Source organism: Spongiibacter sp. IMCC21906, from assembly GCF_001010805.1.
In the GTDB taxonomy this organism is placed as follows: Bacteria; Pseudomonadota; Gammaproteobacteria; order Pseudomonadales; family Spongiibacteraceae; genus Spongiibacter.
Map to the genome: position 1 here is coordinate 222,129 of NZ_CP011477.1, position 20,140 is coordinate 242,268.

A 20,140-nucleotide genomic window follows, 5' to 3' on the forward strand; every position below is an offset into this window, starting at 1 on the left:
GTCAGCGCCCGATCTTACAAAGCGGGGAGTCGATGTGTAGGCGGCCACGCCGAGGCCGAAAGCGGGATAGCATAAATTGAGCGCAGTCAACGCTCTACTAAAACCCACCGAAGGTGGCCTACAACATTGTGTGAACCAAGGAAGGCGAGCAAATGACATATCAAGCCCACAGCAAAAATCTCCGCCAGGGCCGCCGCTCCTTCCCCGGACAAATCTATTTAATTACCACCTGCACCGAGCATCGGCGCCATTACTTTAGCAATTTATGGGTCGGACGCTGTGTGGTTAACGCTCTACGAGACGCTCAGTACGCGTCCACTCTGGCCTTTGTGGTCATGCCTGATCATCTACATTGGTTGATGGCCTTAGAGGATAAGTCGAATTTGTCCCAAACCGTACAATTCGTCAAAACCCATGCTGCCCGCCAATGTAATCGACTTATTGGGCGCACAGGCAAACTCTGGCAATCGGGGTTTCATGACCACGCCCTGCGGCGAGATGAAGATATTCAAGCCTGTGCTCGTTATATCATTGCCAACCCACTGCGAGCCGGTTTGGTGAAAGAAATTGGCCATTACCCACTTTGGGATGCCGTGTACTTTTAGACCTTTGTCGTCGCGGTCAGCGCCCGCTCCCACACAGGGGGGGGCAACATGTAGGAGACCGCGCTGAGGCCGAAGGGGTTGGCATGGATCGAGGTCAATTCTATCGCGGTCGGCGCCCGCTCCTACAGGCGGGGTGAGGGGGCTGTAGGAGGCTGCGCTGAGGCCGAAGGGGTTGGCATGGATCGAGGTCAATTCTATCGCGGTCGGCGCCCGCTCCTACAGGCGGGGTGATGGGGCTGTAGGAGGCCGAAAGCGGGATGGCACAGATCCAGGGAAGTTCTATCGCGGTTAGTGCTCGCTCCTGCAATGAACAAGAAATGGCCGTTGATGAATTTTCAACGTCAATGGTTCTTCCGCTTTGCTGCCGCTGCTACAATACCCGCCCCTCCAGTTTGATTTCGGAAGCCCCCCAGGCGTGAGTAAGCTCAACGACAGACAGCGCGAAGCCGTTCACTATATTGATGGACCACTTTTGGTATTAGCTGGCGCTGGCAGCGGCAAAACTAGCGTGATCACCCGCAAAATGGCTTATCTCATTGAGAAGTGTGGTATTCCTGCCCGCCATATTGCTGCGGTGACATTTACCAATAAGGCCGCAAGAGAAATGAAGGAGCGGGTCTCGCAGTTGGTAAAAGGCCAGGCGGCAAAAGGCTTAACGGTATCGACTTTTCACAATCTAGGCATGAATATTCTGCGCAAGGAATATCGTGCGCTGAACTACAAATCGGGCTTTTCTATTTTCGACAGCCAGGATGCCCAGGCGCTGATTCGCGACCTGCTCATGCAAGAGCATGGCGGAGAAACTGACAAAGCAGAATTAATCCAAAGCCGCATCTCCAACTGGAAGAATGATTTCATCCTGCCTGAGCATGCCATCCAACTGGCAGAAAGCCCCGCCGATATGCTCTGCGCCCAAGCTTATGCTCGCTATCAAAACGCCTTAAAGGCCTATAATGCCCTCGATTTTGATGATCTCATTATGCTGCCGGCCCAGTTATTTGATGACCGGCCGGATATTCTCGACAAATGGCAGCAGAAAATTCGCTATATGCTGGTAGACGAATATCAGGATACCAATACCTCCCAATACCGCTTGATCAAACAGTTAGTTGGCAACCGCCAAGGCTTAACCGTGGTGGGGGATGACGACCAATCCATCTACGCTTGGCGTGGTGCCAAACCGGAAAATTTGTCGTTACTGGGCAAAGACTACCCCCATTTAAAAGTGGTGATGCTGGAACAAAACTACCGCTCCACCGCCCGCATACTCAAAGCGGCCAATGTGGTGATTGCCAACAACCCTCACGAATTAAACAAAGCCTTATGGTCCGAGCTGGGTTACGGTGATCCCATCCGCATCATTAAATGTCGCAACGAAGATGCCGAATGCGAGCGCGTCGTCACTGAAATTCTCAGCCATAAAATAGCGAGCCAGCAAGGCCGATTTGGTAACTACGCGGTGCTTTATCGGGGCAACCACCAATCAAGATTGCTAGAACTAAAGCTGCAGGCCCACCAAATTCCTTACAAACTGAGTGGTGGCACGTCCTTTTTTGGCCGCAACGAAATTAAAGACATCATGGCCTACCTGCGACTCATCATTAACCAAAGTGATGACAATGCCTTTCTGCGCATAATCAATGTACCTCGCCGAAAAATCGGCACCAGCACCTTGGAATCATTGGGACGTTATGCAACCGAGAGAGAAATCAGTCTTTATAGCGCCTGCGAAGAATTTGGCCTTGCCCAGCAGCTCCCCGAGGCGGCGCTAAAACGACTTCAGGAATTTACCCAATGGCTGGATAAACTGCGTCGCCGTTGCTATGAAGATGACGCCATTACGGCCATTCGTCAGCTTTGCAATGATATTAATTACCTCGACTGGCTGATTCAAAACAGTTCATCCGTAGCCGTGGCAGAAAGACGCATGGCCAACGTCACTACGCTGATTGACTCACTGGAAAAAAACCTGAAAAACGATGAAGAAAACGCCGGCTTTGAAAATGCCATCAGCCGTTTAGTCTTGCGAGATTTATTAGAACGGCAAGAAGACGAGCAAGAAAGCCCCGACCAGGTTCAGCTAATGACGCTGCACGCCGCAAAGGGTTTGGAGTTTCCCTATGTGTTTATGATTGGCATGGAAGAGGGTTTACTCCCCCATCAAAACAGCATTGACGACGGCATGGTCGAAGAAGAGCGACGGCTTTGTTACGTTGGCATTACCCGCGCCCAAAAAGTATTAACACTGAGCTATTGTGCAAAACGTAAAAGCTTTGGGCAATTTACCAGCTGCGAACCCAGCCGCTTTTTAGACGAATTACCCAAAGACGATGTGGAGTGGGAAGGCCGAGGTGACAACAACCCCGCTGTAAACCAAAAAAAGGCCGACCAAACCTTGGCCAGCCTCAAGAGTATGTTTGATTGACCTCTGCGATTACCTGCTTCTGCTGAAACTCATAACAGCGGTCGCGTAAAATCAGCCCAGGTCAGCAAGGATACACCGGGCTGAATAAAGCCATTGTCTTTGGCGTATTGCAATGCCATATCCAGATTCACGGCCCCTCCCCGAACCGGAGGCGACAATAAGTTATCGGTACCAAAGACCAGACCAAAGGTATTGATAACCGCCAATGCCCGACCATCACCGGTTAACACTGGACCACCGCTATCACCCGGTGCCACCAACCCATCTAACAGCAGGTCGTAAGACCAGCCATTGCCTAATACATCAACAATCTCGCCCTGACGCACGACCAATGGATCCGCATCTAATGTGGCAGAAGATCGGCCATAGATCAGCACAGGATCACCGACACTGGCCACGCCAGAAAATAAAGAAATAGGACCACCCACAGAAAATACGGCGGGATGAATATTGGCAATATCATCTGGGTGCAATTTCACCAGCGCGAAATCATTAAACTGACAGGTATTAGACCCCGGTTGCTCCCCCGCCTGCTGCATGGCACTCCAACTGGAATACGCCAACTCAGCTGGCTGGCTCGCATTTTCGACAATGACCTGATCAAAGCCAATTGCCAGATTAGCCGTCTCACAGGGGTCAATCCCGGCATTGGTGTCGAGGCTGAAGCAGTGGGCCGCTACCCCGAGGTAAACCGTCTCGTCGTTAAGCGCAAATAAAAAATTACTGGTGCATTGAGATCCACTGGCTTGTACCAAAACACCAGGCCGGATTTGGTTGTTGTTCGGCTCGGAAAATTCAAAACGACTGGAGCTCTCACCGCCATCGTTAGCGGAACTAACACCACCACTTGACGAATCTCCACCGCAAGCCATCAAGCTCACAACACAGGCCGCTAGCCCAAACACGGCAAGGTCTTTTATTACCATTTAAGTTCTCCAGAAATACTATTATTGGTTTTCTACGTCTGATTTATCTATTTTAGACCTTAATCCGCCTGGTGACAGGCACAAAAAAGCCGCGACAAGCGCGGCTCTCGGCAAAGCTCGCTGGATGATTACTGGCTATTTTCAACCATATAGTCAACCGCAGCTTTAATTTCGTCGTCTGAACAACTCATGCATAAACCTTTGGCTGGCATCATGCCGACGTTATTCAAGCCTTCAATCGCATGGGTATAAAGCGTGTCTTTACCCTGAGCAATGCGATCACTCCAGGCTGCCGCATCACCAAATTTGGGAGCATTACCTGCGCCAACGGCGTGACAGCCCTGACAGCTACCCTCATACACTTCTTTACCTGATTTTTCACCGCCACCCGCAGAAGCGGTGGCAGCGCCGCAGCTGCTATCGCCCTGCAGACACACTTTACCGGCCGGTTGAATGCGTGACGTCACTTCATCACGCTGAGAATCACTCAATGCCCAAGCTGACACGGCAACGCACAGCATAGCTACAACCGCTGCAATTTGTTTTAAAACCACATTTTTCACTTTTATGTCCTCTCCGCTTGCAAGGCCACTGCCCCTGCACAGTACCAGCCGCGCATTATAGCGATATGACCGTCATTACTCCACTTACTTTCCATTGCCCCACCCTCTGCCTAATGACCCGCCGGTTGGGCTTGAAACACCGAAACCGCGATAGATTTGAATTGCGGCGTGTGACTACGAGGATCACTCAAGCGAGATGCCAACACATTCGCTTCTGGGTAATAGGCGGCCAAACAGCCCCGGGGCAAATCAAATATATGCACTTGCACGGCCTTCATTTCACCAAAATCCGATTGCAGATTCACCCAACTGCCTTCTTCCAGTCCCATAGCAACGGCGTCCTGCTGGTTCATTAATACCGTTTGGCGATGGGTAACGCCGCGGTAGCTATCTTTTTCTTCATAAATAATCGAATTAAACTGCCCCTCGCTGCGCAGCGTCGCCAACACAAAAGGGCGCTCTCCAGAATCAGCTTCAATCAAGGTCTCAGGCACCACAAATCGTCCTCGACCGTCTTTAGTCTTAAACTGCGGCGTATGCAGAACCTTGCCTCGCACCACAAACTCTTGCTTAGCGACGTCAATATCAGCTAACTCTTCAAGCCCCGGCACCACTTTAGCAATAGCTTCCCGCACCCGCCGATGGGCTTTAAAGGCTCTGAAATCAATGGCATTGCCCGGCAACAAACGGCTAGCAATATCTGCCAAAATGGCCACCTCCGAGCGAACGGAGGCGATACGCTGAATGCCGCCATCGCTCAATCTCACGTAATTAAACATCGACTCTTGGGTCGTTGGCTCAGGTTCTTCGTCTCGGGCACAGACGGGCAAAATCAAGACTTCGCCTTTATCAACACCAGTGATATGACCGCGATTCAGTGTGGTAGTCAAAAATAACTTAAAGCCTATATTATCCAGCGCCTCCGCAGCCCAGCGACTATCTGGGGTGGCTTCAAACAAATTGCCACCCAACATTAACGCCGCATCAATTTCACCACGATGGGCAGCCTCAAGAGATTGAAGCGTATGCATGCCTGGGCCCGTCGGTAAGCTAACTCCAAAGGATTTCTCTATTCGCTTAAATACCTCTTCCGGCAAAACCGGTTTCACCCCAATGGTGCCAATACCTTGCACATTACTGTGGCCCCGCAATGGCAACAGGCCCGCGTATTGCTTACCGACCATGCCTCTCATCAAGGCTAAATTACTGATCCATTCAATATTATCAACGCCGTGGCGGTGATGGGTCATGCCCATTCCCCAGGCAAAAATGGTATTTTCAGAAGCAATATAGAAGCTTGCTACCTGATCAACTTCGGCGCGACTCACCCCACAGTTTTGTAAAAGCTCATCCCAACTTTGCGCTTCAATATGGGCGTGTAAATCAGCAAAGCCATCGCCGTGTTCAGCAATAAACGTTTTTGCTTCGCCACCTTGCTCAAGTATGGCTTTGGCAATGGCTTTAAACAGAGATATATCGCTACCGATGCGGGGCTGCAAATACAGGCTGGCCACCTCGTCACCGCCTTTAATCAGTGAACTCAGCATTTTGGGCGCAGCAAACTGTAGCAAACCCGCTTCTCGCAAAGGGTTAATCACAATCACCTTGCCGCCCCGACGCCGCAATTCAATGAGTTTATGCAATAACCGGGGATGATTAGAGGCAGGGTTAGCGCCAATCAAAAAGAACAGGTCGCAACCTTTAATATCATTTAGCTCAACCGTAGAAGTCCCGGTGCCAATGGTATTTCCCAGCGCTTCGCCGGTGGCTTGATGACAATAATATGAGCAGTTACTGATGTTATTTGTGCCATACATTCTGGCCATTAACTGCAATACAAATCCGGCCTCATTCGAGGAGCGACCGGAACTGTAAAAGAAACTCCGCTTGGGGCTTACTAACGCAAATTTCTGTGCCGCTTGCGCAATCGCCCAATCCCAATCAACTTCTTGAAAACGGTCTTCGCTCTTGGCTTTGTATATTGGCTGACCCAATCGCCCCAAGTGCTCCAACTCTTTAGCGCTTAACTCTCGAAACGCCGCTAAATCATGCTTAAAAACGTCTTTAGGGATGGGTGGCTGAATATCAGTGGACTGGGCTTGAATACTTTTATTGCATACTGAAGGAAATTCATCCAGCTCGTTGGTCATCCCACCGTGCTGCCCGCCCATCCCTAAACCACAGGCCTTGCAGGCATTTTTTGCCTTTAGCGCCTTGGCTGAGTCGAGCAAACCAATACTACGTGCTGTATTGAGTGTGTATAAAACCTTCTTTGCACCGCCACCAATAATTTTCATGTATTTTATCCACGGAACTAACCCCCCCAGTTTTTCTAACGCAGGGCCTTAGGTCAACTCACACAGTTCAATTTAGCCGTATTGCGGCAAAACCTAAGCTTGATTTGCAGTGATTTAAGTCGAAGATTGAGAGTTTGGTCATAGCGTTTATGAGAATACACCCATATCAACCACGAAGCGATAACGCACATCCGAGGCTTCCATACGCTCATATGCGGTATTTATGTCTTCCATACAAATGGCTTCAGTTTCCGGCAGAATATTCATACGACCACAAAAATCGAGCAATTCCTGAGTTTGTTCAATACCACCAATAAGAGAGCCGGCAATACGACGTCGACCAAAAATCATAGGCAATGTAGAGGGCTCCGACAGTGGACCAAGCTGCCCCACCATCACCAAAGTAGCGTCAATATCTAACAGCGGGGTATAAATATTTACATCATGCTTAACAGGGACGGTATCTAATATGAAATCAAAACTAGACCGCTTCTTGACCATACTCTTATCATCGCCAGATACTAAAAACGCATCGGCTCCTAACTCCAAGGCATCAGACTCTTTATCTCTAGAACGACTGATAACAGTGACATGCGCACCTAAGCCAACCGCTAGTTTAATACCCATATGACCCAGCCCACCCATACCGATAACGGCAACACGACTGCCCGGTCCAATGCCCCACTCCCGCAAAGGTGAATAGGCCGTTATCCCTGCACAAACCAACGGCGCCACTCTGGCCAAATCCAAGTTTTTTGGCACCTGTAAAACAAATTCTTCACGAACTACAATGTGCTTAGCGTAGCCACCGAACGTTTGGCTACCGTCCACCCTATCCCGGCCACCGTAAGTCATCGTATTGCCTTGCCGACAGTACTGCTCATTCCCTTGGTGGCATTGGTCACATACCTGACAGCTATCCACCATGCAGCCCACAGCAACCGAATCGCCAATGTTAAAACGGCGAACATCCGAGCCAACCGCGCTCACACGACCAACAATTTCATGGCCGGGTACGCAAGGGTAAAGTGTCGACCCCCAATCGTTACGTGCATGATGCAAGTCACTGTGGCAAACACCACAATATAAAATATCTATAGACACGTCGTTGGCTCGTGGCGTACGACGCTCAAAACTAAATGGTGCCAATGGCTCACTAGAGGATCGGGCAGCATATCCTGAAACTTTCATCGCAATGTTCCTCTGTATTAATCGACAATACGGGGGCAATCAAAATTACCGTAGTTCTGTTATCCATACAGTTTGTCAGTCAGTAGCTCTATTCATTCCACCATTTTGCTATCAATCCGGTGCTGGGGGCGCTATAGCCAGCAAAAAACCTCCCCCAATATCGCTTAGTTTGAAACGAGGAACAGACCAAGTCCTAAGAATGTGCTTATGAAGACACACTCAAATCAAGTTAATCGGGAATACAGTTAACTGGGAATACAAAAATAGGCATTTGTGATCACGGTCTGCCCCCAAACCAATCGTGATAAATTATTCGCAAGCAAATCGGCAGGGTTGATTGAGGCGGAAAGCGCGCTCTGTTATAGTGTCGCGCTTCGCAAAATATGCGTTTTCCGCCCGTAGCTCAGCTGGATAGAGCGCTGCCCTCCGGAGGCAGAGGTCAGAGGTTCGAATCCTCTCGGGCGGGCCATTTATTGGTTTTAAACCATCGGCCATTCCTCTTTCCATCTATTTATATTCCTGCCACCAGCGATGCGTCCCCCTTACTGAGGGGTAACACTCATCACGCAGCTCTACCCCCATAAACAGGAACTGGCACTCATCTCTCGTCATACCAGCTTTAAGCCGGTATCCAGGCAACCTCGGTGCAATAAATTTCCGTCGTAGTAAATACCTTGCTCCGATGCTGGATCCCGGATCGCCTGATGGCGTCCGGGATGACGACAAATATGTGCGTCTGGTATTTACGAATCGTCTGCGTATTCCGCAAGTGCGCGCTGGTGACGTATATGTGATTTTAATCATTGAGAATCGCCGCTGTATTCCACAAATGGGCGTTGGTAACGCCTATATTCAATATTCCTTAATCACTTCGTCATACCGGCTTTAAGCCGGTATCCAGTCAGCCTCGGTGCAATACACCTCTGCCTTAGTAAATACCTTGCTTCGATGCTGGATCCCGGATCGCCTGATGGCGTCCGGGATGACGACAAATATGTGCGTCTGGTATTTACGAATCGCCGCAGTATTCCACAAGCGCGCGTTGGTGACGTATATGTGATTTTAATCATTGAGAATCGCCGCTGTATTCCACAAATGGGCATTGGTAACGCCTATATCCAATATTCCTTAATCACTTCGTCATACCGGCTTTAAGCCGGTATCCAGTCAACCTCGGTGCAATACACCTCTGCCTTAGTAAATACCTTGCTCCGATGCTGGATCCCGGATCGCCTGATGGCGTCCGGGATGACGACGTATATGTGCGTCTGGTATTTAGGAATCGTCTGCTGTATTCCGCAAGTGCGCGCTGGTGACGTATATGTGATTTTAATCATTGAGAATCGCCGCTGTATTCCACAAATGGGCGTTGGTAACGCCTATATCCAATATTCCTTAATCACTTGGTCATACCGGCTTTAAGCCGGTATCCAGTCAGCCTCGGTGCAATACACCTCTGCCTTAGTAAATATCTTACTCCGAAGCTGGATCCCGGATCGCCTGTTGGCGTCCGGGATGACGACAAATATGTGCGTCTGGTATTTACGAATCGTCTGCTGTATTCCGCAAGTGCGCGCTGGTGACGTATATGTGATTTTAATCATTGAGAATCGCCGCTGTATTCCACAAATGGGCGTTGGTAACGCCTATATTCAATATTCCTTAATCACTTCGTCATACCGGCTTTAAGCCGGTATCCAGTCAGCCTCGGTGCAATACACCTCTGCCTTAGTAAATACCTTGCTCCGATGCTGGATCCCGGATCGCCTGATGGCGTCCGGGATGACGACGTATATGTGCGTCTGGTATTTAGGAATCGTCTGCTGTATTCCGCAAGTGCGCGCTGGTGACGTATATGTGATTTTAATCATTGAGAATCGCCGCTGTAATCCACAAATGGGCGTTGGTAACGCCTATATTCAATATTCCTTAATCACTTCGTCATACCGGCTTTAAGCCGGTATCCAGTCAACCTCGGTGCAATAAATTTCCGCCATAGTAAATACCTTGCTCCGATGCTGGATCCCGGATCGCCTGATGGCGTCCGGGATGACGACAAATATGTGCGTCTGGTATGTACGAATCGCCGCAGTATTTCACAAGCGTGCGCTGGTAATGCCTATACTCAACATTCCTCTACCCCCGAGCCATAACGGCTTAAAGCCGTTATGGCTCGGGGGATGGCACTCATCTCACTCTGTTAATCACACCGTCCATCTATTTATATTCCTGCCACCAGCGATTCGTCCCCCTACTGAGGGGTAACACTCATCCACTACTTAAAGCGCCTTCAAGAGCAGCGCTTGACACTTCAAAAACGTACGCTAAAGACGCTCACTTTATTATTGGAATAAACTTCGTAACTCATCCACCTCGCGCCTTGCCTGTAGCAGAAATTCTACACCTACCGATGGCGCAGTACTGCCCAGCCCTAATTTATGAAACGCGGGTAAATCGTGCAACTTTGGAAGATGCCTGTGTTGAGAGGTATTCAGGTAAGTATGAAAACGGGCTATCAACACAAGGTCTACTAGCGTCTTTGAAGATTGACTGTCATGCAGCCAATTCTCTCGATACAGGGTAGTAGCAATAAGGTCACTATCAAAAGCCCATTTGTGTAAAACTAAACTGCCAATTTTACCCGTGAACTCGTGAATCAATTGTTTCAAACCTGTTGCAGAATTCAGCAGCTCAGGAAAGGCTTTTAAATTACTAAGCAAAGGAAGCGCACCGATGTCTTGCAGCAAACCCGCTAACATTGCCCGCTCAGGATCAAAGCCGCAGTGTTTAGCCAGAACATAACTTAATGCCGCAGTATGAACGCTTCGCTGCCAGCACTCTCGCATTTCTCGTTTAATGGCAGGATCATTAATGGAAAACAGCGTTTTAAGCGCATAACTCATCGTTAAGTCACGCGCCAAGTTCAAGCCCAAGCGATTAATGGCCGACTGTAGACCGGTAATTTTATTGCCACGACTATAAACCGCACTCAAACTGACTTTCATTAAATAAGCTGAAAGCCCTGGATCTTGTTGAATTAAGCGAACAAGATCGTTAATTTCAAGATCAGGGTTGGCCACAGCAACTCTAACTTCAATGGCAACATCAGGCAGGCTGGGTAATTCAATACTGCCATTGCGCAGCCTTTCCGACACTTGGGCCAGAAGACGCGATTTAGATCTGGCTAATACTTCAGTGCTCCCAGCAATCATAAAGCCACAAATGCTATAAATGGTGACTTTATAGCATCCCAATCCTGCGCAGGAGCCACAATAAGTACTTACCGCAGCCCACGTTGCTAATGCGGAAGCCAAAAACAAAAAAAGCGGCAACATACCAAAAGATCATTAATCTTCAGATATGGCCGCAAGGGTGGAATATTAAACCTGCTAGCGCCAGCTTATTGCTATCAATCAGCCCTGCAAGGGCATTAAATACAAACCTATCACTGCGAGGGTTATTGCCGCCGTCCACGCTTCAAACACCATTCTAAGCAATGTCGGCGCCTCTTTCAAATCCATAAAATGAACCAAAACCAATCGTATCTTGAACGCCGCGATAGCAATACTCCCCACCGCAGCGGCCTCAGCGGTAAAGCTGTCTTTAGATAGCAACCATGTGGTGGCGATACTCGCTACCATCAGCAGAAGCCAAACAATTGTCGCGCTGCCGCCATAAATTCTCGTCGACATACTCTTAGCTACCTACCTCAACAAATACAACAGAGGAAACAACATAATCCAAAGCAGGTCTACCATATGCCAATAAATCGTTCCCGCCTCTAGATTATTGATACCCTCGCCACCAATTAAACCAGCCTTGGCTCGTCGATAAAAAATAAATAACACAATAGTGCCAGCAATCACATGCAATAAATGCAAGCCTGTGAGGGCATAATAAAACATAAAAAAGTCATTGCTGATGGGCGTATAACCCGAGCTTAATTTGCCTTGATACTCAAATGCCTTTGAGGCAACAAAAGCCAAACCGCACAAAATACCCCAAAATAAATAGCCATGAACCTTCTTAAATTTGCCCTGTTTGGCGGCTCGCATTCCCAACACGACAAACCAAGAACTGGTAAGAAGAATCAAGGTATTGATACCGCCTATATCTTGATTCAACAGTTGCCGTGAAGACTCAAATACCGCTAGAGCTTTACCCCGCTCCATCATAAATGAGACAAACAACACGGAAAAAAAGAACATATCAGCGCCAACAAACACCCAAATACCTTCTACTCCGGGAATGCGCCGTTCTTTATTTTCCACCACTGTATCCATTCAACAACCTAACCGCCCTTACCCGTAAAATATTAAGCAGTCGCTGCCGATGAACTCATGTTCGATACCCTATCGCCTGCCTTTTCCTCTGCCTCTAAGCGATAAACAGCCTTGATGATAAAGAAGGACATTAACACAATCCAGATATACCAGGTCGGAAAAGCGACCCAAAAATTAAACAAGCCATCAAAGGCAAACGGGCCTGTCTTGAAGAACGGAATCAAACTAACTGGAAAGAAAGACGCAACCGTTACAAAACCCCACCAGCTCACATAGTTTGGTACCAGCTTTTTCTCGCGCTTGTCACGCATAAAGCAAACGGAACACGCGATAATTTGCCAGCTGGTCACCATATAAGCCAAGTCGATAATCATCCAAGCGCCAATGTACAGCATGCGAATTGTTTCTGGCGCAAGGGAGTCAACCAAAATTGAGCCCGTCAGCCATAGGCCACAAGCAACAATAATTGGACAGCAGGTAATTGTTGCACCCAGCATTTCCAGGTTAGACAACATCCCCTCTTCGCCATCTTCAATGCGGCGCATTACCCGAGAGACTGCAGACCCGAAAGTCATATAACAGGAACCCAACACGATACAAACAGACATCCCAATCATAATTGCCATTTGGTTGTCTTTATAATGCTGCCACATCCCTTCCGCGGGAACATTTGGAGACATCGGAGGGAAATTAAGCGCCAATAAGCCCCACATGACAAAAAAACCGATAAAGAACAACGGCCCAGTCCAAGTCATCAGCTTCCACATGCCATATTGTCTCGGGAGTGACTTACTATCCATATTACTGTCCTTTAAGGTATCAATAACTACCAGCTTTGCTTTTAAAACGCAGCTTTCTTTATGAAAGTCATGGTGCGAGTTATCAGTTAAGGCGGCAATCAGAAATCTGTTTCGATTTTGTAAGCAACAATTATTTTTATATCCGTTCTAAACCTAGTGACGGCAAATAATTCAATTTCTTTCCACTCGGATTATAAAAGTACCCTTTATTGACAATCCAGTCAACTACCTGTTGTTAATTCAGTCAATAAATATTTGCAAAGAGGATTGCAAGAGGGTGGACAACCCACTTGCAAATAATTGGCAGGAAAACACAGAACAAAAAAATTAAGAACACTTAGCGATCGCTAGAGCGACACTCATAACGAAATTTTAAGAAAGGATTTCTACCTGTTAGGCGCAATATAACTTAACACCAAAGAGTGTACTGTTTTCTGAATAACTTTCTGCGAGCTTCCAGAATAGCGCATATGCGCAATAGTGTGGGCCATCCCCATAATAACCCGAGAGGCGTCTACCGCATTAATTGTTGATGAAATAGAATCATCCTTACGACCCTGCAATAACATCTTACGAATTGCCGACGTAGCATCACGATAAAAGTTTTGATAAAGCTCCCACGTAAATCCGCGGGTAAAACCACTCCACTCTAACCACACCGTCACATAAGCTTTATCGCGACCTTCCATTGCTTCGCCAAAAGAAACAAGCAACCTTTCAATTTTTTCATACGCGGGCAAGTTTTGATAAAGTACTTTACCTATTAAACTTTCCATGAAGTGGTGGTGAATTTCTTGCAGAACCGCTGCCTGAAGTTCTTCAAGCGTCGGGAAATAATGGAACACTGTGGGGATAGAAACTTTAGCTCGAGTAGCAACATCAGTATGCTTGGCATTGATTAACCCGGTATCGGCAAAAACATCAATGGCGCACATCAAAATCTGGTGATGCCGCGCCTCTGCAGACATTCGTTTTGCGCGCGGCTTCCCATCTGATTTCTCTTGTAGGTCGCTATTATCAAGCACTGCTGACAACTCCATTTGGGTCCTTCTATAAATTAAGAAGTTTACAGAACTCGTTACAATAGGTACATCACAACGTAACCTGCGGTATCAATGCTTAAATAAAAAAGGTGGGCATAAATGCCCACCTTTAAGCCTCCTTTAACTCAGAGTGAATTACATTCACATACCAAGAAAAGAAAGCCCACCCACATCACCACTTAAAATCTCACCAATTGTCGGAACTGCACCCGTACCCAAATCAAGCCCTTGGGTAGCTAGAGCAGAAAAAACCACGGGACCTAACACCTGTACAGGATTTCGACCAACCACAGGAAGGCCAATAGGTAGAGTATAGTTCATCACCAAATCTTCCAAGCCTGACACTAAGCCCTCAGGAGTTAAAAAGTTACTCAGATCAACACCGACCAAAGGAATTGCAGCGATTCCACCTCCGCCAAGAACATTGCTCACAATATCCAGGCCTAAGTCAAGAACCGTATCCAGCCCACCTGTTAGCAGGCCAGTTGCAACAGGCGGCAACTCAAGACCCAGCACATCAGTTGCCGATACTAAGGAGCCAATCCCATCCAAAGACAAGGCGTCCAGGCCGTCTAAGCCACCCAGACCAGTACCCCCAACCAGCGGTATCGCGCCCAACAAATTATCGGACAACGATTCCAAGGAAAGAATGTTCAGCGGTAAGCCACCAGAAAGCAGCGGTATACCACCGCCAGACAGCAGGTCTAACAGCAACACCGCCAGTAATCTCCACAATAGCAGCGCCACAGACCACCGCCCAGTAAATCTCCCACAATAGGCAGGCCGCCACCAGACAAACCACCGCCCAGTAAATCTCCCACAATAGGCAGGCCGCCACCAGACAGACCACCGCCCAGTAAATCTCCCACAATAGGCAGGCCGCCACCAGACAGACCACCGCCCAGTAAATCTCCCACAATAGGCAGGCCGCCACCAGACAGACCACCGCCCAGTAAATCTCCCACAATAGGCAGGCCGCCACCAGACAGACCACCGCCCAGTAAATCTCCCACAATAGGCAGGCCACCACCAGACAGACCACCACTCAACAAGCTTCCAACCACTGGAATTTGCGCAGATGCAGGACCAGACATCAATGCCGTTGCACAAGCAACGCCATAAAGAGCAGATTTAGCTTTCTTAAATTTTACTGCCATTTTGATAACCTCATTATTTACGTAATAACGGCGCTAGCCACACCACTAATGTACGTCGTTATATCTCGTCTCGTCAATTTTGTAATCAAACCTACGTCACAAATTTGACCAATTGCTTAGGGATGCTCGGCTCCATCAGGCAGCGAAGTCATCTTAACTCGCCGCCCAACAACTACTCCCATAAGCCCGCTCAGGCTTTATAGTGGAAACCTGATACCCACATTAAATTGCACTTCTTCAAACTGACCCGGAGCGTTAATGTCTGCTTCAAAATCATTTTCTCTCTCAAGAAAACGATCCTTTATCAAATAAACAGCTTCTGCACGAATACCAAATTCTGTTTCGCCTAGCTGCAATGGCAACACATAACCCACGCCACCGCCGTAGTTAACAGTGATAAAGTCATCATCCGAGTCTTCAAATGCATCTGGCGTTTGGGTTAAGGGATACTCTACGTACCGTGTGGCACCCATCGCGATTTTGAAGTACAAATTAGAGTCATTAAAGGGGTACAAAAGCGTATTAAAATCGATACCCTGCTTCTGCACATCAGCGTCCTCGCCATCTTTGGCATAAGAGAAACCAAGCTCAAAGCCGTACCAACCCTTGCGCCGGAAACCCGCCAGCACGCTAATACCATGCGCCCTATCCAGCACTGGATCGAAGGTCGTGCTGCTGCCGCCACCCAAAAGGCCACCGGGCTCAGAGACCGTCTGAACGTCATCATCTTGGTTGAACTGTGTCAAAAACAGAACATCTACATAGCTTACAAACTCTGTAGACCCCGTTGAGCCACCGGAGGAAGCGCCGCCACCAGGCGCACCACCTCCACCCTCGCCGCCATACTGGGCGAAAGATGGGTTTGCCATTAGCAGCATAGAACCCGCTACCGGCATCATAATTTTCTTAACTAAATTCTTCACAGAGATCACCTCTAGTGCTGTTATTTTTGGAGTTTGAATTAAAGAAGTCCGCATAACTCACACTCAAAATTCGTAATCGACCGCCAGACCCAATGAACGTCTCGCGCCCAATGAACCAAGCGCACCAAAGTCCAACTTCAGCATACCTGCAGTGTAGAACTCATCCGCCAAGTTCTGGCCTGACAATGTCACACGCAAGTTGGATTCTTCAAGGAAGTAGCTCAAATGCGCACCCCAAAGATCATATTTTGGCTGAGAGAAGCGTGGATCGTTGGTTGCTGCATAAAAGAAGCCGTCGTTATAGTAATAACTCACTGTTGCTTCTAGCGGGCCACCAGGAATAAACCACGTGTTTGATAATGACGCAGAACCACTGAACTCAGGCGTACGCGTTACAGTATTACCCGTAAAGTCATTGTTCGGAGTAAAGATACCTGTTACAGGATCGTGACCGGCACCGTCAATGTATTCGGTATATTCCGCATCCAGGAAGGTGCCATTGATCGTCGCGATCAGGCTGCCTTCAAAGATACTGGGGAAGACATCTGCTTTAATGTCAAATTCCCAACCGTTAGACTCAGAGTTACCTGCGCTATCCAGTGACAATGCACCACCGTTGGTCAAGGAGATAGACTGAGATTGAAGGTTTTCAAGTTCGTAGCGGAAGGCCGCCAAGTTCAACTGAACCGTATCGTTAAAGAGACGAGTTTTGATACCCACTTCATATGCGGTTGTTTCTTCAGCAGGTACATAAGCCGGGTTCAAATAAAACGCAAATGCGTTGTACGAGTGCGCTTTAATCGCCTCTTGATATGACGCGTATATCAGCGTGCCATCTTCAAACGGCGTAAAGTCAACTGCAACCTTAGGGGTGAACGCTTTGGTGCGGTCACCCAGAGGGTAAGGCTCGTTGTTTTCATCCCGCGCCTGTTGCCAGTCAAACAGCGGGATTTCTTCGCCATTTAATATCCGCGCAGTGGTTCCGGATTCTGCGACACCAACATACTCATCCTGATAACGACCCCCCAGCGTCACCGCCATCCATTCAGTGACCTGCGCGGTAGCTTGCATAAACACCGACCACGACTCACCTTCAACCATGCCGATGTTAGACAGGGCGTAAACCGGGACTTTAACGCCATCCAGGACCTCACCAAGTACCGGAGTGAGAGCGCCTAGCAGATCCCCAAGCAGGCCGCCGGGGTTACCCAAGGCTGCGCTAAGGTTGGTCAAGTCTGCGCCACCCACGGTGAGCTCTACAGGGTCAAAGCCTTGCTCTTTCTTAAAGTAGAAGGCACCCCCCGTCAACGTCAGCCAATCCGAGAACGGCGTACCGTCATTAGATAAAAACTGAATCTCAGCTTCATCAATATCGGCATCATGACGTTGTACGATGAAAGACGCACTAGGAAATGACGTGCCATCATAGTCATAGTTGTAAGGGTTGCTGTGAGCCTGTTGACTCGCCAGAAACTTTACATCCATATAGGGCAAATACAACTCAGACTGACTGGAGATAACAAACGACTGCAGATGGCCAAAAATTGGCAGATCGGGGTCAACCTCGTAATTGCGGCCTTTATCTCCGTCAATACCTATCACCGTACCTAAAGGTGTGGGGTCGATGTTAGCCGCCAAAGTTGAAGTACCGTCACGCTTAGCACCCTGTATTGTCAGGCGAGTGTCAAACATGTCATTAGGTTGCCAACGCAACATAGCGCGACCCGCAAATATTTTATCTGCCGGAACTTCGCTACCCGCAATGGTACTAGAGTCAGAAAAAACCTTGTCATCTTGACCCACGCTACCGGCAAAGTTCATTGCCACAGTATCAGTCAGTGGCACGTTTACAAACATACCCACTTCATACTTATTGCGATCTTCTGCCTGACTAGCAGAAACAGATACTTCAGTCCAAGTATCTTCAAAATCAGGTTTTTTAAGAATAACGTTAATCGCGCCGCCTACAGCGTTACGACCAAACAAGGTACCTTGAGGCCCTTTCAACACCTCAAGCCGCTCAACACCTTTAAGATCTTGCGCCACTGAAGGAGCAAATGGGTAGTAAACACCATCGATGTAAGTTGCAACACTGGGGTCTGACGTCAACCACGCTTCAGAACCGATACCGCGCATAAACACACTGGTAAAGTCGCCAGCCTGAGTACCCATATCCAAACCTGGGGTCACCTTCATCAAGTCAGTAGTCGACTCAACACCAAAGGCCGCAAGCTGCTCAGGGCTAAATGCCTGAATAGAAATTGGTACATCGTTAGCATTTTCTTCACGTTTCTGAGCCGTCACGACCACTTCTTCTAGTGCTCGAGAAACCCGACGAGGTTTTTTCTCTTCTACAGCACCCTCTTGGGCGAAAGTCGCCAAAGGTAATGCTAAGACTGCGGAAGCTGTTACAGCCGCCAGCACATTCCGGTTACGAATAACCATTTCTCCTCCAATACATTGACTAAGCAAGGCAACTGCTAATGCAGGCGGACACCCACCCAACATATTCCATAGAGGTAAAAACCCAAATTAAGGCGAGACCGATCCACCCCAAACCATAGAACCTAACAGCTACATTACTGTTTTTATTGTGAAACCCTCACTACACCCACAAGGGAAACGCCACTAGCCTCGCAGGAGAACCTGCTGAAATAAAGATCGACAAATGAATCTTCCCTTATACATACCTACACCCCATTCACTATTGATATTTTTTATAGCATTGCATAGTACTCATATTGAAATTCTTGTCAACTAGTTTATTGACCATTACTTCAATACCAAAGCCGCCAGCAAAAAAGTGTGACGCAGTTCTAGTTTTTATCGCCGCCGAGTATGCCCCCAACAAAAAACCACGCCCATTTAGTTAGATTAGCCTAAATTGCGTAAAAATGCCGCATCCCGCTTTTTTAATCCAAAGTACATTCAGCTTTATGACCTCAATTGAAGTCTTTATCTCGCCACCTAGCGACACAGCAAGGAAGAGAACTCGCTGTTGAGTTTCGCTCAATAATGCGCTAGTTTCTACGCTATAAAATAAGTAATGAAAAAAACGAAAACCCGCAAAGCCCTACCCAAATGTCTCAGCGGCACTTCGTTAGCAAGCCCAGCGGGCAGTACCCGCAACGCTCAAATACACACGCTATCTAAAAGTACTCGAGCCTGATTCCACGCCTTTTGGCTCAAACAATAAGGCCACCACTTTGAGTTCAACAACAAAAAATAGCCCTCGGGTTCGTCATTCGCGGCAGTTCCGAGAAAAGCAGATTATTGACGCGGCACGCGGGATATTTGAGAAAAAGGGCTATGAAGCGGCTACGATATCCGAAATTGCCGACAGTGTCGGCGTCGTAGAAGGGACCGTACTCCATTACTTTCACAACAAACGTACTCTTATCGTAAGAGTTATCGAAAACTTCTACGCTGAAACACAGGCATCTATGGAGGGTGGCCTCAAAGCCATTCATGGTAGCCAAGATAAACTGCGCTACGCCATTCTCAGCCATATGACCTTTCTCAAAAATAACGCCTACCTGTGCTCGGTTATTTTGAATGAATCCAGAGGCGCGCAGCTAAAGCTCTCGGACAAGATGCATCAATTCAACCGCCTCTATACCAGCAGCGTGATTAATATCGTGAAAGAAGGCCAAGCAGCTGGCGAGATTTCGAAAACGCTCCCCCCAGACCTGCTCAGAAATATCGTGTTTGGCACCACCGAGCACTACCTTTGGGACTTTCTGAGCAATCCTGAGGCAGCAGAAGAAAACAGTTTAAAAGTGGCCGAGCTCTTAACCGCACTACTCTTTAATGGCATTCATCCCCAAGAATCAAACAAAAACGCTGAAATTAAACACCTAATCAACAAGCTTAATACGCTTATCTCCTAAAGAAACCTTAGCCACTCACCACCCCGATGCCACTGAT

Annotated in this window: 19 protein-coding genes and 1 tRNA gene; 7 read left to right on the plus strand and 13 right to left on the minus strand. The window is 48.1% G+C overall.

All coding sequences use genetic code 11. The annotated features are described in order from the left end of the window. Window positions 1–152: 152 nt before the first annotated feature. Together IMCC21906_RS00975 and rep are read left to right on the plus strand one after the other, a co-directional pair. Window positions 153–605, plus strand: a complete 453-nt coding sequence (locus IMCC21906_RS00975; RefSeq protein ID WP_047010602.1) for a transposase — start codon at window positions 153–155, stop codon at window positions 603–605. 415 nt (window positions 606–1,020) lie between these two features. Continuing rightward, window positions 1,021–3,030: a DNA helicase Rep gene (gene rep, locus IMCC21906_RS00980; RefSeq protein ID WP_047010603.1), complete on the plus strand. Its 2,010-nt coding sequence runs from the start codon at window positions 1,021–1,023 to the stop codon at window positions 3,028–3,030. Window positions 3,031–3,059: 29 nt separating this feature from the next. Here the strand turns inward: rep and IMCC21906_RS00985 are convergent, their stop codons facing one another. From IMCC21906_RS00985 to IMCC21906_RS01000, 4 genes are all read right to left on the minus strand, one after another. Continuing rightward, window positions 3,060–3,956: a trypsin-like peptidase domain-containing protein gene (locus IMCC21906_RS00985; RefSeq protein ID WP_047010604.1), complete on the minus strand. Its 897-nt coding sequence runs from the start codon at window positions 3,954–3,956 to the stop codon at window positions 3,060–3,062. A gap of 128 nt (window positions 3,957–4,084) precedes the next feature. Beyond that, window positions 4,085–4,477: a cytochrome c5 family protein gene (locus tag IMCC21906_RS00990; RefSeq protein WP_047013019.1), complete on the minus strand. Its 393-nt coding sequence runs from the start codon at window positions 4,475–4,477 to the stop codon at window positions 4,085–4,087. A 152-nt stretch (window positions 4,478–4,629) separates the two neighbouring features. Next, window positions 4,630–6,816: an FdhF/YdeP family oxidoreductase gene (locus IMCC21906_RS00995; RefSeq protein WP_047010605.1), complete on the minus strand. Its 2,187-nt coding sequence runs from the start codon at window positions 6,814–6,816 to the stop codon at window positions 4,630–4,632. Window positions 6,817–6,963: 147 nt separating this feature from the next. Further along, window positions 6,964–8,007: an NAD(P)-dependent alcohol dehydrogenase gene (locus IMCC21906_RS01000; RefSeq protein ID WP_047010606.1), complete on the minus strand. Its 1,044-nt coding sequence runs from the start codon at window positions 8,005–8,007 to the stop codon at window positions 6,964–6,966. A 392-nt stretch (window positions 8,008–8,399) separates the two neighbouring features. Between IMCC21906_RS01000 and IMCC21906_RS01005 the strand changes: the two genes are divergently transcribed. From IMCC21906_RS01005 to IMCC21906_RS16945, 4 genes are all read left to right on the plus strand, one after another. Then, a tRNA-Arg gene (locus tag IMCC21906_RS01005) sits at window positions 8,400–8,476 on the plus strand. A gap of 213 nt (window positions 8,477–8,689) precedes the next feature. Beyond that, the gene (locus IMCC21906_RS01010; RefSeq protein WP_047010607.1) at window positions 8,690–8,896 is read left to right on the plus strand and encodes a hypothetical protein; all 207 of its coding nucleotides are present in this window, start codon (window positions 8,690–8,692) and stop codon (window positions 8,894–8,896) included. 626 nt (window positions 8,897–9,522) lie between these two features. Further along, window positions 9,523–9,696, plus strand: a complete 174-nt coding sequence (locus tag IMCC21906_RS16765) for a hypothetical protein (protein ID WP_156165953.1) — start codon at window positions 9,523–9,525, stop codon at window positions 9,694–9,696. A 93-nt stretch (window positions 9,697–9,789) separates the two neighbouring features. Then, window positions 9,790–9,963 (plus strand): hypothetical protein, encoded by a 174-nt coding sequence (locus tag IMCC21906_RS16945; protein WP_197085930.1) that lies wholly within the window; start codon window positions 9,790–9,792, stop codon window positions 9,961–9,963. Window positions 9,964–10,349: 386 nt separating this feature from the next. On the opposite strand, the gene IMCC21906_RS01035 is transcribed toward IMCC21906_RS16945, so the two are convergent. From IMCC21906_RS01035 to IMCC21906_RS01075, 9 genes are all read right to left on the minus strand, one after another. Next, a complete protein-coding gene (locus IMCC21906_RS01035; RefSeq protein ID WP_047010612.1) occupies window positions 10,350–11,342 on the minus strand; it encodes an HDOD domain-containing protein in 993 nt (330 codons plus the stop codon). A gap of 78 nt (window positions 11,343–11,420) precedes the next feature. Beyond that, complete coding sequence (locus IMCC21906_RS01040) at window positions 11,421–11,699, minus strand: cytochrome C oxidase subunit IV family protein (RefSeq protein WP_047010613.1); 279 nt, start codon at window positions 11,697–11,699, stop codon at window positions 11,421–11,423. Window positions 11,700–11,711: 12 nt separating this feature from the next. Then, window positions 11,712–12,290 (minus strand): cytochrome c oxidase subunit 3, encoded by a 579-nt coding sequence (locus IMCC21906_RS01045; protein ID WP_047010614.1) that lies wholly within the window; start codon window positions 12,288–12,290, stop codon window positions 11,712–11,714. Between the two features lie 32 nt (window positions 12,291–12,322). After that, window positions 12,323–13,090 carry a hypothetical protein gene (locus IMCC21906_RS01050; RefSeq protein WP_156165954.1) on the minus strand — a complete coding sequence of 256 codons (768 nt, stop codon included), beginning with the start codon at window positions 13,088–13,090 and terminating at the stop codon, window positions 12,323–12,325. A 386-nt stretch (window positions 13,091–13,476) separates the two neighbouring features. Next, window positions 13,477–14,130: a TetR/AcrR family transcriptional regulator gene (locus tag IMCC21906_RS16125; protein ID WP_052763291.1), complete on the minus strand. Its 654-nt coding sequence runs from the start codon at window positions 14,128–14,130 to the stop codon at window positions 13,477–13,479. 144 nt (window positions 14,131–14,274) lie between these two features. Beyond that, window positions 14,275–14,850, minus strand: a complete 576-nt coding sequence (locus IMCC21906_RS01060; RefSeq protein ID WP_047010616.1) for a hypothetical protein — start codon at window positions 14,848–14,850, stop codon at window positions 14,275–14,277. Next, the gene (locus tag IMCC21906_RS01065) at window positions 14,838–15,290 is read right to left on the minus strand and encodes a hypothetical protein (RefSeq protein ID WP_047010617.1); all 453 of its coding nucleotides are present in this window, start codon (window positions 15,288–15,290) and stop codon (window positions 14,838–14,840) included. The genes IMCC21906_RS01060 and IMCC21906_RS01065 overlap by 13 nt, the downstream gene beginning before the upstream one ends. Before the next feature lie 197 nt (window positions 15,291–15,487). Further along, a complete protein-coding gene (locus IMCC21906_RS01070; protein ID WP_156165955.1) occupies window positions 15,488–16,213 on the minus strand; it encodes a hypothetical protein in 726 nt (241 codons plus the stop codon). A 63-nt stretch (window positions 16,214–16,276) separates the two neighbouring features. Continuing rightward, window positions 16,277–18,658, minus strand: coding sequence for a TonB-dependent receptor (locus tag IMCC21906_RS01075; RefSeq protein ID WP_047010619.1), 2,382 nt, complete (start codon window positions 18,656–18,658; stop codon window positions 16,277–16,279). Between the two features lie 761 nt (window positions 18,659–19,419). Here IMCC21906_RS01075 and IMCC21906_RS16130 point away from each other — a divergent pair. Continuing rightward, on the plus strand, window positions 19,420–20,103 hold the full coding sequence (locus IMCC21906_RS16130; protein ID WP_082117296.1) for a TetR/AcrR family transcriptional regulator: 684 nt from the start codon (window positions 19,420–19,422) through the stop codon (window positions 20,101–20,103). The last annotated feature ends 37 nt before the right edge of the window (window positions 20,104–20,140 follow it).